The sequence below is a fragment of the Variovorax paradoxus NBRC 15149 genome (genome assembly GCF_001591365.1).
Taxonomy (GTDB): Bacteria; Pseudomonadota; Gammaproteobacteria; order Burkholderiales; family Burkholderiaceae_C; genus Variovorax; species Variovorax paradoxus.
The window spans coordinates 1451523-1464431 of the sequence record NZ_BCUT01000001.1 but is presented as its reverse complement, the minus strand read 5'-3'; the positions used below and the strand labels follow the sequence as shown (position 1 = coordinate 1464431).

The following is a 12909-nucleotide window of genomic DNA, read 5'->3' as shown; positions in this document are numbered from 1 at the left end:
ATGGCCAACGACATCGTGAACGTGGAACCCGACGACTCGCTCAAGACCTGGGGCTGGATCAGCTACATCCTGCACCTGATCGTGGCCATTGGCGCCGTCCTGCCGGGGGCGCAGGCCTCGGTGGCGCTGCTGCTGCTGGCGCTCTTGATCGACTTCATCAAGCGCGACGACGCGGCCGGCACCTGGCAGGCCACGCATTTCAGCTGGCGCATCCGCTCGGTGCTGTGGGCGGGCCTGCTGTACATCCTGACCTCGTGGCTCTGGCTGCTCTTTCTCGTGCCGGGCTGGATCGCCTGGAGCCTCATTTCGCTGTGGTTTCTCTACCGGATCGTGAAGGGCATGATCCGCATGAACGGCAGCCGTCCCATGGAACCCAAAGATGTCATCTGATCCGAACTGCGTCTTCTGCAAAATCATCGAAGGCAAGATTCCTTCGCGCAAGGTCTACGAGGACGACGAACTGTTCGGCTTTCACGACATCGCCCCCTGGGCGCCGGTGCACTTCATGCTGGTGCCCAAGCGGCACATCGCCTCGATGGCGCAGCTCACCCCCGACGACGCCGCGCTGATGGGCCGGATCATGACGCTGGCACCCCGGCTCGCGCTGGAACAGGGCTGCAGGCCCTATCCGGAGGGCGGCTACCGGGTCGTCGTGAACACCGGCGCCGAGGGCGGGCAGGAGGTCCACCATCTCCATGTGCACGTCATGGGCGGCCCCCGCCCGTGGCTGCGCGGCTGAATCCCATTAATCCGAACTGTCACATTCAGCCCGACTAAAATCGGACACATTCTTAGGAGTCTTCCATGGGTTCTTTTTCTATCTGGCACTGGCTGATCGTGCTGCTCGTCGTGGTCATGATCTTCGGCACCAAGAAGCTGCGGAACATGGGTTCCGACCTTGGTGGCGCCGTCAAGGGCTTCAAGGACGGCATGAAGGACGGCAGCACCACCGATGCACCCGCCGCTTCGTCGGCTCCTGCAGCGCAGGTGACCGGCCAGCCGGCCAGCAGCGACAAGTCCACCATCGACGTCGAAGCGCGTCAGAAGTCCTGAGCGCGGGTCATAAGTGCTCGACCTCGGCATTGAGAAGCTGGCGCTCATCGGCGTCGTGGCTCTGATCGTCATCGGGCCGGAAAAACTGCCCCGGGTGGCGCGCACCGTCGGCACCCTGCTGGGCAAGGCGCAGCGCTACGTGAACGACGTCAAGGCTGAAGTCAACCGCTCGATGGAGCTGGACGAACTGCGCAAGATGAAGGGCACGGTGGAAGAGGCCGCGCGGGACGTCGAGCAGAGCATCCACAGCGGCGCCAGCGAACTCGAGAAGCAGTTCTCCGGCTCGGGCGAAACGCTTTCGGCGCTGGCCGAACCCGAGCCCGCGGTGCCCGAATACAGGCACCCGCGCAAGAACTGGCGCCTGAAGCAGGGCGCCACGCCGCAGTGGTACAAGGCGCGCAACGGCGTGCGCACCAAGGCGCTCTCGGGTGCCGCGCGCGTCGCCCGCTTCCGTCCCCACAAGATCAACTAGCGGCTTTCCCACCAGCGCGTCCCTCGTGCGCCGCACGCCGGCCGAAGCCACGCTTTTCTCCTGCTTTTTCTCTTTCCAATGGCCGATTCCGACAACAAGAACAAAGACGCAGAAGACGAGCTGGCGGGCACCGAGCAACCGTTCGTGCAACATCTGGTCGAGCTGCGCGACCGGCTGCTCTACTGCGTCTACGGCCTGGCGGTCGCGGGCATCCTGCTGGCCATCTGGCCCGGCCCGGGCGGGCTGATCGACCTGATCGCAATGCCGATCCGCGCACACATGCCGCCGGACGCCAAGCTCATCGCCATTGGCGTGTTCTCGCCGTTCTTCGTGCCGCTCAAGGTGCTCATGATGACGGCGGTGCTGCTGGCGCTGCCCTGGCTCATGTACCAGGCCTGGATGTTCATTGCGCCGGGGCTCTACAGCCATGAAAAGCGCTTTGCGCTGCCGCTGATCTTCTTCGGCAGCCTGCTGGCCTATGCGGGCATCGCCTTCGTGCAGTTCTTCGTGCTGGACAAGATGTTCAGCTTCATCCAGAAGTTCACGCCGGCCGCGGTGGCGGCCACGCCCGACATCTCCTCGTACGTCGAGGCCATCCTCTCGCTCTACATCGCGTTCGGCGTGGCCTTCCAGGTGCCGATCGTCGTGATGCTGCTGGTGCGCTTCGAGATGGTCACCATCGAGAAGCTCAAGTCCTTCCGCGGCTACTTCATCGTGGTGGCTTTCGTGGTGGCCGCGGTGCTCACGCCGCCGGACGTGGTGTCGCAGCTTGCGCTGGCGGTGCCGATGTGCCTGCTCTACGAGGTCGGCATCATCGGCGCGCGCTATTTCGCAAATACCACCAAGAAATCCGAAGAGGAAGAAAAAGAAAGCGCCGATTCGTCGGCGTCTTCCTGAGCGCTCACTCGGGCTGGTTCGGCACCTGCCGCATCGGGCTCTTGGGCCGCAGGCCCGGCGTCACGTCCAGTTCCATCTTGTCGGTGCCGCGCTGCAGTGCGAAGCGCGTGGTGCTGCCGGGCTTGAGGCCGGCCACGGCGGTCAGCAGGGCCTGCACGTTGTCGGTCTTCTTTTCGCCGACCGAAGTGATCACGTCGCCCGGCCGGATGCCGGCCTTGGCTGCCGGCCCGTTCTGCAGCACGCCGGTGATGATGACGCCGGCATCGGCCTTCACGCCGAAGGTCTCGGCCAGCTCGGGCGAGAGTTCGTTCGGCTCGACGCCGATCCAGCCGCGGCGCACCTGGCCGTCCTTCACGATGCCCTCGAGCACGATCTTTGCCATGGAAACGGGAATCGCGAAGCCGATGCCCATGCTGCCGCCCGAGCGTGAATAGATGGCGGTGTTGACGCCCTGCAGGTTGCCGTTGACGTCGATCAGCGCGCCGCCCGAATTGCCGGGATTGATGGCCGCGTCGGTCTGGATGAAGTTCTCGAAGTTGTTGATGCCGAGCTGGTTGCGCCCGAGCGCCGAGACGATGCCGCTGGTGACGGTCTGGCCCACGCCGAAGGGATTGCCAATGGCCAGCACCTGGTCGCCCACCTGGAGCTCGTCGGAATTGCCCAGCACGATCGCGGGCAGCTTGTCCATCTCGATCTTGAGCACGGCAAGGTCGGTGTCCGGGTCGGTGCCGATCACCTTGGCGCGCGTGTGGCGGCTGTCGTTGAGGGTGACCTCGATCTCGTCCGCGCCTTCGACCACGTGGTTGTTGGTGAGGATGTAGCCCTCGGCGCTCACGATCACGCCGCTGCCCAGGCCGACCTGGGGCTGGTCGCCCTGGTCGCCGAAGAAAAAGCGGAACCACGGATCGTTGCTGCGGGGATGGCGCTGCGCCGCCTTGCTGGTGTTGATGCTCACGACGGCCGGCGAGGCTTTCTTTGCGGCCGCGCTCAGGCTGCCGGCCGCCGGCACCGCGGGGGCGCCCGCCGGCGCCTCGACGATCGAGACCACGCCGCCCAGCGAGGTGGCGCGGCGGTTGATCCACTCGGGCTTGAGCGTGGCAACAACGAAGTAGGCCGCCAAAAGGACGGTCACGGCTTGGGCAAAGAGCAGCCAGGTGCGTTTCATGAAGCTTGAGATAAAACGGGGGAACGCGCCGTCCACGCGGCGCCGACGGGTCCATTGTCCCTCAACCCCCAGCCGCCAGAAACCGCGCGCTGCGGTCGAGAATGACAAAGGCCTCGTGCGCCAATAAGGGATAACCCTTAGCATCGCGCAGCGAGCCCACACGGCTCCGAGCTCCGGCCTTCCGCGCCGCCCATCCGGCGGACGCGGCCAGGCGTTTCGCCGGCGCGCCGATTTTCCGCTTCCCATCCCTCGGCGGCCCCGGCGCGCGGCAACGACCTCCCTGCCCGCCATGACTTCTCACGCAATCTCCCCGGACGGCACGCAGCCGGTGCCGGCGCGCACGCTCGACGCGCGCGACTACAAGACCCTGGCCCTGTCCGCGCTCGGCGGCACGCTGGAGTTCTACGACTTCGTCATCTACGTGTTCTTCGCCACCGTGCTGGGTGCGCTTTTCTTCCCCGCCGACATGCCCGACTGGCTGCGGCAGCTCCAGACTTTCGGCATCTTCGCGGCCGGCTACCTGGCCCGCCCGGTGGGCGGCATCGTCATTGCGCATTTCGGCGACCTGCTCGGCCGCAAGCGCATGTTCACGCTGTCGATCTTCCTGATGGCGGCGCCCACGCTGGTCATCGGCCTCTTGCCCACCTACGCGAGCATCGGCATCGCCGCACCCTTGCTGCTGCTCGCGATGCGCGTGCTGCAGGGCGCGGCCATCGGCGGCGAGATGCCGGGCGCCTGGGTCTTCATCGGCGAGCACGTGCCGGCGCAGCGCTACGGCTTCGGCATCGGCGCGCTGACTTCGGGCATCACGGGCGGCATCCTGCTGGGCTCGCTGGTGGCCGTGGCCATCAACCGCCACTATTCGCCGGCGGAGGTGAGCGGCTTCGCCTGGCGCATTCCCTTCGTGCTGGGCGGGGTGTTCGGCCTCGTCTCGGTGTACCTGCGCCGCTTCCTGCACGAGACGCCGGTCTTCAAGGAACTGGCAGGCCGCAGGACGGTGGCCCGCGAGCTGCCGCTGCGCACCGTGCTGCGCGAGCACCGCGCGGCCAGCGTCTACGTGGCGCTCTTGACCTGGGTGCTGTCGGCCGCCATCGTGGTGGTGGTGCTTTACACGCCCACCTACCTGCAGAAGGTGCACCACATTCCGGCAGCGCTGGCGCTGGAAGCCAACGCCCTGGCCACGCTGACGCTGACCATCGGCTGCGTGCTGGCAGGCTGGGCCAGCGACCGCATCGGCACGCGTGCCGTGATGCTCATCGGATGGGGCGGGTTGTTCGCAACGGCCTATCTTTTCTACACGGGACTGCCCGGCACGCCGGCCACGCTGTTCTGGCACTACGGCCTGGTGGGATTGTTCGTGGGCACCATCGCCACCGTGCCGATCGCCGGCGTGCGCGCGTTTCCGGCGCCGGTGCGCTTCACGGGGCTTTCGTTTGCCTACAACATGTCGTATGCGGTGTTCGGCGGCCTCACGCCGGTGATCCTCACGCTCTGGCTGCAGCACGACACCATGGCACCGGCGCACTACGTCGCCGTGCTGGCCGGGCTGGGCTTCGTGCTGGCCCTGTGGCCATTGGCGGCGCGCGGCCATGCGATGCGCGACGGCATCGGGAGCGCGACAATGGCGCGATGAGCACCACTCGCCATGAATTGCTGCATGCCTTCGACCTGCTCCTTGCGCCGTCGCGCTTCAAGGACTACGGACCCAATGGCCTGCAGGTCGAGGGCCGCACCGTGGTGCGGAAGATCGTCTCCGGCGTCACGGCGAGCCGCGCGCTGATCGAGGCCGCCATCCATGCCGAGGCCGACGCGATCTTCGTGCACCACGGCCTGTTCTGGCGCGGCCAGGACGGCTGCGTCACCGGCTGGATGAAGCAGCGCCTGGGGCTGCTGCTGGGCGACGACGTCAACCTTTTTGCCTATCACCTGCCGCTCGATGCGCATCCGGAGCTGGGCAACAACGCACAGCTCGGCCTGCAGCTCGGCCTGCTCGCCCATGCGGGCTCGACCGGGCGCTTCGGCGAGCAGGAGCTGGGCTTCCTGGGCGCGCGCGACAACGGGGAAGCCTTTGCCAGCGCCAAGGAACTGGCCGCGCACGCGGAAAAGGTGCTGAAGCGGCCCGTCACCCTGGTGGATACGGCGCACCGCCCGATCAAGAACGTCGCGTGGTGCACGGGCGGCGCCCAGGGCTACTTCGAGGCGGCCATTGCGGCCGGGGCCGACGCCTTCATCACCGGCGAGATCTCCGAACCCCAGGCCCACTACGCCCGCGAGATGGGCGTCGCCTTCCTGGCCTGCGGCCACCATGCCACCGAGCGCTACGGCGCGCAGGCGGTGGCCGGGCACGTGGCGGCCCAGCTCGGGCTGAAGCACGAGTTCATCGACATCGACAATCCGGCATGAACGCAGCGCCGGGCCGCCCCAAGCAAGCTCGCACCGCAGCCCGCCAGGGCGAAGGTATTCCGATGAACGGCCACGCTCCCCTTGCCATCACGCTGGGCGATCCCGCGGGCATCGGCCCGGAAATCATCGCCAAGGCCTTCCGCCAGGCACCCGACGCCGCGCGCGGCGCGTTCGTGGCCGGCGACGTGGCCGCGATGCGCCGGGCATCGCAGGCGCTGGCCTCGCCGGGGCAACCCGCCTGGCCGGTGGCGCGGATCGAGCGCATTGCCGAAGCGGCCGCGGTGCCGCCGGGCTGCATCCCGGTGCTGCAGGTGGTGGCCGCGCCGGCGGAAGACATCGTGCCGGGCCGCATCAGCGCCGAAGCCGGCCGCGTGGCCGGCCACTGCGTGGTCTGGGCTGCGCGCGCCGCCTTGCGTGGCGAGATCGCCGCCATCGTCACGGCGCCGCTGCACAAGGAAGCACTGGCCGCGGCCGGTTTTCCCTATCCCGGCCATACCGAGCTGCTGCAGGCCGAGGCCGCTGCGCATGCGGGCCTCGCGGTGGACGGCATGCCGGTGCGCATGATGCTGGCCAACGACGAGCTGCGCACCGTGCTGGTGAGCATTCACATGTCGCTGCGCGACGCCATCACGGCCGTGAGCTTCGGCAGCGTGCTGGAGACGCTGCGCATCACCCACCGCGCCTTGCAGCGCATGCTCGGGCGGGCGCCGCGTATTGGCGTGGCCGGCCTCAATCCGCATGCGGGCGAGGGCGGACTGTTCGGCTCCGAAGAGCGCGACATCATTGCGCCGGCCATTGCGGCCGCCCTTGCCGAAGGCATCGACGCCCACGGGCCTTATGCGCCCGACACCGTCTTCATGCGCGCGCGTGCCAGGCCCGGGGTGCCGGGGAGCGGCGAGTTCGACGTGGTGATTGCGATGTACCACGACCAGGGCCTGATCCCGGTCAAGTACCTTGGCGTGGAGAAGGGCGTGAACGTGACGCTGGGCCTGCCGCTGGTGCGCACCAGCCCCGACCACGGCACCGCATTCGACATTGCAGGCACCGGCCGGGCCGATGCGTCGAGCCTCGTCGAGGCGCTGCGCATGGCCAGAACCTTGGCGGGCGCCTGATCAGGAAGGCGCGCGAGGGCGGCTCAGGGGCGCTTCAGGCTGTCGCGGATTTCGCGCAGGAGGGCGATGTCCTCCGGCGGTGCCACCGGTGCCGCGGGCGCCTCGGCATGCGTCTTGCGCAGCTTGTTGATCTGCTTGACCATCATGAAGATGATGAAGGCAAGGATCACGAAGTTGACCGCGATGGTGATGAAGTTGCCATAGGCCAGCACCGGCACGCCGGCCTTCTTGAGGTCGGCCAGGTTGTTGGCGACCCCCGCCGGCACGGTGCCCAGCACCACGTACAGGTTAGAGAAATCCAGCTTGCCGAACACCAGCCCGACGACCGGCATGATGATGTCGGCAACGATCGAATCGACGATCTTTCCGAATGCTGCGCCAATGATCACGCCGACTGCGAGATCGATCACGTTGCCCTTGACGGCAAATTCCTTGAACTCACTGAGGATGCTCATGATTTCAATATGCTCCAGGAGCGCTGGTGTTGAAGGTGCCGCAAGTATGCCTTCGGAACGGCTCCGGCCGGCGATGGCGAAGCAATAGAAAAGCGCACTTATTTCACGTTAATGAATAATTTCTGGTTAATTGCCACCGGCTTCGGTGACAGCGGCTTCCTGTTGCCCACCGCATTGGGAATTGCTATTTGGCTCGCAATCGACCGCGGCACGCGCCCGGCGGCGGTGCGGTGGACGCTGCTATTCGGCGGTTGCGGTTTCATCGTGATGCTGTCCAAGCTTCTGTTCATGGGCTGGGGCATTGGCAGCGCCCATTTCGATTTCATCGGCTTCAGCGGACATACCGCGCTGGCAACCAGCGTCTGGCCGGTCGTTTTCTGGCTGGCGGCGCGGCGCCGCGCACCAAAGGTGCGCATGGCGGCTGCGGTATCGGGATGGGTATGGGGCGTCTTCATCGGCGTGTCGCGCCTGGCCCTCGAAGTTCACTCCACCGCAGAGGTCGTCACGGGTGCGATGCTTGGAACAGTTGTAAGCGCAAGCTTTTTGCTGTTGCATTGGCACCAGTCCATGTTGGTCAGGACACCCCGCTGGCTCACCTTGGCGATGGCGCTGCCGCTCCTCTTTTTCATAGTGGGGCGGCCTGCACCCACACAGGACGCGCTGGAAACGCTTGCCGCGTGGATGGCGGGCATCGAGCGCCCGTTCACCCGTGCCGATCTCCTGCAGAACCGCAGGGCCGTGCGTCAGCCTGCCAACAGCACACAGTTCCTTACAAAAGAGCAAAGCTTTTCACCAAGCGATTGAGGCGGAAGATTTGTGGCCGGAGCGCCACAATTGCTCCGCGCAGCCGGTTAATTGATAGTTCACATTTGCAAACTGCAGGACACAGTTGCAAGCGTGCCATCGAAGCCCTTTTTCCCAATGAAAGAGGCACTTCAGGCATTGATCTCAGGGATAACCCCATCAAGTCCTGGGTTAATCCGCATATAGACACATTTTTTGCATCTATTGAACGGAAATGGGTCAATGTGCGGGCAGCGACAATTCGCTCCAGCCCGCCTGTCCACGATGCGCGGGCTTTGCTTTGACAAACCGCGGCAAAAAAAGTCCCGCCCAATATCAACTGGGCTCGGGCCTTGCATATGAATCGCGGCTGCTGAAAACCAATTTGTGCAATGGGGATCAATTTGACACGCTTCGTGAACCCGAAGGGGTGGGGTTTTGCCCTAATGGGCGCGTTATTGCTGCAGGGCTGCGCACCGGGCTTCAATTCCATGGGCGCCTACGAGGCGGACCAGAGCCTGCCGCCGGAGTTCCAGTACCTGCCGGCCGATGGTGCGCCGGATGGCGTCATCACGTCCATCTCGCCGGCCTTGATCCGCACGATGGCCGAGTCCCAGCCGGCCGCGGTTCCTGCGGAGGTGAAAGCGCTCTTCGGCGAATCGCCGGTCTACACCATCGGCCCGGGCGACGTCGTGGGCGTGATCGTCTATGACCACCCGGAACTGCTGCCGAATGCCGGTGCGGTGATTACGCAGCAGGCCGACCCGACGGGCATCAGCGTGGCGCCCGGCTTCATCGTCGGCGCGGACGGGCAGATCACCTTCCCCTACATCGGCCGTGTCAAGCTCCAGGGGCTGACCGAGATCGAGGCCTCCGACCTCATCGCCGACCGCATCGCCACCTACATCAAGGCTCCGCAGGTCACGGTGCGCATCCAGTCCTTCCGAAGCCGGCGCGCCTTCGTCGAGGGCGAAGTGCGCAACCCGGGGCTGCAGATCTTCACCGACGTGCCGATGACGCTGGCCGAAGCCCTGAGCCGGGCCGGCGGCATCACCGCCAATGGCGACCGCTCGTTCGTGACGCTCACGCGCGGCGACAAGACCACGCTCATCAACCTGCCCAACCTGCAGGACCTGGGCGCCGACGCCAGCAGGATTCCGCTGCGCAACGGCGACGTGGTCCAGGTGCGGCACCGCGACGAGAGCAAGGTGTTCGTGATGGGCGAAATTGCCCGTCCGTCGGCGCTGCTCATGCACAACGGGCGGCTCAGCCTCAACGAGGCGCTGGGCGAGGCCGGCGGCCCCAACCTGACTTCGGCCAACACGGGCCAGATCTACGTCATCCGCAACAACGCGCGGGGCTTGCCGGCCATCTTCCACCTGAACGCCAGGAACCCGGCGGCGCTGGGCCTGGCCGAGCGCTTCCCGCTGCAGCCGCGCGACGTCGTCTACATCGATTCGGTGCCGCTGGTCACCTGGAACCGCCTGGCCAGCCTGATCCTGCCGGCTGCGCAAGTGATCAATTCCGGCGACGAGGTCTGGAGCCGCCACAGATGAAATCCGTCCTGACAGTCTGCATCGGCAACATCTGCCGCAGCCCGATGGCCGAAGGCATCCTGGCCGCGGGCCTGCCGCACCTGCGCGTGGTGTCGGCCGGCACCGGCGCTCTCGTGGGCAAGCCGGCCGACGCGATGGCGCAAAAGCTCATGCAGGAGCGCGGCATCGACATTTCCGGCCACCTGGCGCAGCAGGTGAACCAGATGCTGTGCCGGCAGGCGGACCTGATCCTTGTCATGGACATGGCGCAGCGCCGCCATCTCGAGTCGGCCTACCCCTTTGTGCGCGGCAAGGTCTTTCGCATTGCCGAGGCCGCCAAGCAGGACGTGCCCGATCCCTACCAACAGGACGAGGCGGCCTTCGAGCATGCCCTGGCGCTCATCGACGTGGGAGCCAGGACGTGGATCGACCGCATTTTGAAAATTACAAAACCTGAGCAGCAACCGACATGAACGCACCCCAGCAAGCCGCCCTGCCGATGCCCGCGCTGGAAGAGGAGAACGACGGGTTCAAACTCGTCGAGTACCTGGACATCCTGATCGACCACCGGTGGTTCATTGCCATCGTGGTTGCCGTGGCCCTGCTGCTTGGCATGGCCTACGCCCTTTTCGGGCAGCCGATGTACGAAACCAATGTGGCCGTGCAGGTCGAGGACTCAGGCAATTCGGCAGGCAGCTTCCTGGGCGATGCGGCGTCGTCGCTGCTGAGCGTGAAGACGCCGGCCGCGGGCGAGATCGAGATCATCAAGTCGCGCGCCATCCTCGGCCAGGCGGTGGAGAACACCAAGCTGTACATCAGCGCGCAGCCGCGCTATGCACCCATCGTGGGCAGCTGGCTCGCGCGGCGCGCCACCGAGCTGTCGAACCCGGGCTTCATGGGGCTTTCCGGCTACGTGACGGGGGCCGAGGCGATCATGGTTCCGCAATTCGACGTCCCCGCGGAGCTCGAAGCGAAGCCTTTCATGCTGACCCTCGGGCCGGACAACCGCTACGAACTGCTCGTTCCCAACGTCGACACGCCGCTCAAGGGCACCGTCGGAATCCCGCTCGTGGCCAACGTTCCGGGCGGCAGCCTCCGGCTGCTGGTCAGCTCCATCAGTGCCAAGCCCGGCGCGCAGTTCCAGCTGGCCCGCAACTCCAGGCAACTGGCGCTGCTGTCGCTGCAGGACAACCTCAAGGTCGTCGAGAAAGGCAAGCAGTCCGGCGTTCTCGACGTCAGCCTGAAAAGCCCGGATCCGGAAAAGCTGACGCAGCTGCTCAATGAAATCGGGCGGCTCTATGTGCGCCAGAACATCGAGCGCAAGGCTGCCGAGGCCGAGAAGACCCTGGGCTTCCTGGACACCGCGCTGCCGCAGTTCAAGAAGCAGCTCGAGCAGTCCGAAGACCTCTACAACCGCTATCGAAACGAGAACGGCACCGTCAGCCTCGACGACGAGGCCAAGAATGCGCTGGCCCAGACGGTCGACCTGCAGTCCAAGCTGCTCGAAGCCGAACAGAAGCGGCGGGAGCTTTCGGCGCGCTTCACCGACAAGCACCCGAATCTCCAGACGCTGGACGCGCAGATTTCGGCATGGCGGAGCCAGATCTCGGCGGTCGATTCGCGCATCCGCAAGATGCCGCTGCTGCAGCAGAACACCGTTCAGATGCAGCGCGACATCAAGGTCAACACCGACCTCTACGTGTCGCTCCTGAACAGCTCACTGCAGATGCGGCTGGCCAAGGAAGGCAAGGTCGGCAACGTGCGCCTGCTGGACGACGCCATCATTCCCGAGGAGCCCGTCTGGCCCAAGCGGCCGCTGATCATCGTCCTGGCGCTGCTGCTGGGCCTGGGGGCCGGCGTCGTGCTCGCCATTGCCAAGAACTCGCTGTTCGGCGGCATCCGCAATCCGAGCGAGATCGAGATGCACACGGGCCTCAACGTGTACAGCAGCATCCCGTTGAGCCCGGCCCAGCGCACGATCGACAAGAACATCGAGAGCAGGGCGCCGGGAATGCACATTCTCGCGCTCCAGCAATCGGAGGATCCCGCGGTCGAAAGCCTGCGCAGCCTGCGGACCGCATTGCAGTTCGCCATGCTGGAGGCGCCCAACAACCGCCTGCTCATCTCCGGCGCGACGCCGGGAGTCGGGAAGACCTTCGTCTCGGTCAATTTCGCGGCCATCACCGCTGCGTCAGGAAAGAAGGTCCTGCTGATCGACGCCGACCTGCGCAAGGGCCGGGTCAACCAGTTCTTCTCCCTTTCGCGCTCGTCCGGCCTTTCGGAATTGATTGCCGGCACGCTCGGCTTCGAAAAAGCCATTCGCTCGTCGATCCTGCCGAACCTGGACGTCATGACGACCGGCATGCTGCCGCCCAATCCGGCCGAATTGCTCATGAGCGATTCTTTTTCCCAGATCCTGGAAAAGCTTTCGCCGGATTACGACCTTGTGATTATCGATACCGCGCCGGTGCTGGTGGCGGCGGACACCGCATCGGTGGCGCCGCTCGCAGGCTCTCTTCTGCTCGTTGCCCGGGCCGAAAAGACGCACCTGGGCGAATTGAACGAAAGCGTCAGAAGGCTGGCGCACGCGGGCTGCTCGGCCAATGGCGTAATTTTGAATGCTATGGACTTATCCCGGCGCCATGCGGGCAGCAGCAGCTACAAATACGGTGGTTACCGTTACACACACTATAAATACAAAAACAACAGGGATACCACCTAGTCTGGTGGATAGTTTCTGAGAAAATTTAGCGAGATTGTGATAATTATCACATTGCGCACTCAATCGGTGCCATCAATCAAACGCTAATAACAAAGGACTAGAGACAAGTGCGTCGCTCTTTTGTATTACGTATTTGGATCGCTCGGCCTGCGCATTGATTTTTCTGCGCTGCAACCTTCACGGCTTCCGTGCAGGGCCGTATTGGCCTGAAAACCAAGCCGCCACGTATCACTGAACCCGAAAGGGACAAGCACCTGCTTGTAAGACGAAAGGTTCTCCTGCAATGAGAGTTCTCAAGCTGCAAATTTGCCT

Annotated in this window: 14 protein-coding genes; 12 read left to right on the top strand and 2 right to left on the bottom strand. The window is 65.1% G+C overall.

What is annotated here, in order from left to right; all coding sequences use genetic code 11:
* The 5 genes from VPA02S_RS06980 (at window position 1) to tatC (ending at window position 2422) form a co-directional block, all read left to right on the top strand.
* Window positions 1–390, top strand: coding sequence for a DUF4870 family protein (locus tag VPA02S_RS06980; protein ID WP_012746327.1), 390 nt, complete (start codon window positions 1–3; stop codon window positions 388–390).
* On the top strand, window positions 380–739 hold the full coding sequence (locus VPA02S_RS06975; protein ID WP_012746328.1) for a histidine triad nucleotide-binding protein: 360 nt from the start codon (window positions 380–382) through the stop codon (window positions 737–739). The genes VPA02S_RS06980 and VPA02S_RS06975 overlap by 11 nt, the downstream gene beginning before the upstream one ends.
* Window positions 740–804: 65 nt before the next feature.
* Window positions 805–1053, top strand: a complete 249-nt coding sequence (gene tatA, locus VPA02S_RS06970) for a Sec-independent protein translocase subunit TatA (RefSeq protein ID WP_018906514.1) — start codon at window positions 805–807, stop codon at window positions 1051–1053.
* Window positions 1054–1066: 13 nt separating this feature from the next.
* Window positions 1067–1525, top strand: coding sequence for a Sec-independent protein translocase protein TatB (gene tatB, locus VPA02S_RS06965; protein WP_012746330.1), 459 nt, complete (start codon window positions 1067–1069; stop codon window positions 1523–1525).
* Window positions 1526–1603: 78 nt separating this feature from the next.
* A complete protein-coding gene (tatC, locus tag VPA02S_RS06960; RefSeq protein ID WP_012746331.1) occupies window positions 1604–2422 on the top strand; it encodes a twin-arginine translocase subunit TatC in 819 nt (272 codons plus the stop codon).
* Between the two features lie 4 nt (window positions 2423–2426).
* On the opposite strand, the gene VPA02S_RS06955 is transcribed toward tatC, so the two are convergent.
* Entirely contained in the window at window positions 2427–3587 is a 1161-nt protein-coding gene (locus VPA02S_RS06955; protein ID WP_012746332.1) for a S1C family serine protease, read from the bottom strand.
* Between the two features lie 289 nt (window positions 3588–3876).
* Here VPA02S_RS06955 and VPA02S_RS06950 point away from each other — a divergent pair, with 289 nt between their 5' ends.
* The 3 genes from VPA02S_RS06950 to pdxA all read left to right on the top strand — a co-directional run bounded on the left by VPA02S_RS06950 (window position 3877) and on the right by pdxA (window position 7102).
* Entirely contained in the window at window positions 3877–5220 is a 1344-nt protein-coding gene (locus VPA02S_RS06950; RefSeq protein ID WP_018906513.1) for an MFS transporter, read from the top strand.
* Complete coding sequence (locus VPA02S_RS06945) at window positions 5217–5990, top strand: Nif3-like dinuclear metal center hexameric protein (protein WP_018906512.1); 774 nt, start codon at window positions 5217–5219, stop codon at window positions 5988–5990. Before VPA02S_RS06950 ends, VPA02S_RS06945 begins: the two co-directional genes overlap by 4 nt.
* Window positions 5991–6052: 62 nt before the next feature.
* Window positions 6053–7102, top strand: a complete 1050-nt coding sequence (gene pdxA / locus VPA02S_RS06940) for a 4-hydroxythreonine-4-phosphate dehydrogenase PdxA (protein WP_062363032.1) — start codon at window positions 6053–6055, stop codon at window positions 7100–7102.
* A 23-nt stretch (window positions 7103–7125) separates the two neighbouring features.
* Here the strand turns inward: pdxA and mscL are convergent, their stop codons facing one another.
* On the bottom strand, window positions 7126–7557 hold the full coding sequence (gene mscL / locus VPA02S_RS06935) for a large conductance mechanosensitive channel protein MscL (RefSeq protein ID WP_012746336.1): 432 nt from the start codon (window positions 7555–7557) through the stop codon (window positions 7126–7128).
* A 111-nt stretch (window positions 7558–7668) separates the two neighbouring features.
* On the opposite strand from mscL, the gene VPA02S_RS06930 reads away from it, so the two are divergent.
* The 4 genes from VPA02S_RS06930 to VPA02S_RS06915 all read left to right on the top strand — a co-directional run bounded on the left by VPA02S_RS06930 (window position 7669) and on the right by VPA02S_RS06915 (window position 12597).
* The gene (locus tag VPA02S_RS06930; RefSeq protein WP_012746337.1) at window positions 7669–8361 is read left to right on the top strand and encodes a phosphatase PAP2 family protein; all 693 of its coding nucleotides are present in this window, start codon (window positions 7669–7671) and stop codon (window positions 8359–8361) included.
* A gap of 371 nt (window positions 8362–8732) precedes the next feature.
* The gene (locus VPA02S_RS06925; RefSeq protein WP_012746338.1) at window positions 8733–9896 is read left to right on the top strand and encodes a polysaccharide biosynthesis/export family protein; all 1164 of its coding nucleotides are present in this window, start codon (window positions 8733–8735) and stop codon (window positions 9894–9896) included.
* Window positions 9893–10348 carry a low molecular weight protein-tyrosine-phosphatase gene (locus tag VPA02S_RS06920; RefSeq protein WP_012746339.1) on the top strand — a complete coding sequence of 152 codons (456 nt, stop codon included), beginning with the start codon at window positions 9893–9895 and terminating at the stop codon, window positions 10346–10348. Before VPA02S_RS06925 ends, VPA02S_RS06920 begins: the two co-directional genes overlap by 4 nt.
* A complete protein-coding gene (locus VPA02S_RS06915; RefSeq protein WP_062363029.1) occupies window positions 10345–12597 on the top strand; it encodes a polysaccharide biosynthesis tyrosine autokinase in 2253 nt (750 codons plus the stop codon). The genes VPA02S_RS06920 and VPA02S_RS06915 overlap by 4 nt, the downstream gene beginning before the upstream one ends.
* Window positions 12598–12909 lie beyond the last annotated feature (312 nt).

Bases quoted from the DNA above. Each gene is read 5' to 3' on its own strand.
- tatA (WP_018906514.1), top strand. From the start codon at position 805: ATGGGTTCTTTTTCTATCTGGCACTGGCTGATCGTGCTGCTCGTCGTG.
- VPA02S_RS06950 (WP_018906513.1), top strand. From the start codon at position 3,877: ATGACTTCTCACGCAATCTCCCCGGACGGCACGCAGCCGGTGCCGGCG.
- pdxA (WP_062363032.1), top strand. From the start codon at position 6,053: ATGAACGGCCACGCTCCCCTTGCCATCACGCTGGGCGATCCCGCGGGC.
- VPA02S_RS06945 (WP_018906512.1), top strand. From the start codon at position 5,217: ATGAGCACCACTCGCCATGAATTGCTGCATGCCTTCGACCTGCTCCTT.
- VPA02S_RS06980 (WP_012746327.1), top strand. From the start codon at position 1: ATGGCCAACGACATCGTGAACGTGGAACCCGACGACTCGCTCAAGACC.
- VPA02S_RS06920 (WP_012746339.1), top strand. From the start codon at position 9,893: ATGAAATCCGTCCTGACAGTCTGCATCGGCAACATCTGCCGCAGCCCG.
- tatC (WP_012746331.1), top strand. From the start codon at position 1,604: ATGGCCGATTCCGACAACAAGAACAAAGACGCAGAAGACGAGCTGGCG.
- VPA02S_RS06915 (WP_062363029.1), top strand. From the start codon at position 10,345: ATGAACGCACCCCAGCAAGCCGCCCTGCCGATGCCCGCGCTGGAAGAG.
- VPA02S_RS06975 (WP_012746328.1), top strand. From the start codon at position 380: ATGTCATCTGATCCGAACTGCGTCTTCTGCAAAATCATCGAAGGCAAG.
- mscL (WP_012746336.1), bottom strand. From the start codon at position 7,557: ATGAGCATCCTCAGTGAGTTCAAGGAATTTGCCGTCAAGGGCAACGTG.
- VPA02S_RS06930 (WP_012746337.1), top strand. From the start codon at position 7,669: ATGAATAATTTCTGGTTAATTGCCACCGGCTTCGGTGACAGCGGCTTC.
- VPA02S_RS06925 (WP_012746338.1), top strand. From the start codon at position 8,733: ATGGGGATCAATTTGACACGCTTCGTGAACCCGAAGGGGTGGGGTTTT.
- VPA02S_RS06955 (WP_012746332.1), bottom strand. From the start codon at position 3,587: ATGAAACGCACCTGGCTGCTCTTTGCCCAAGCCGTGACCGTCCTTTTG.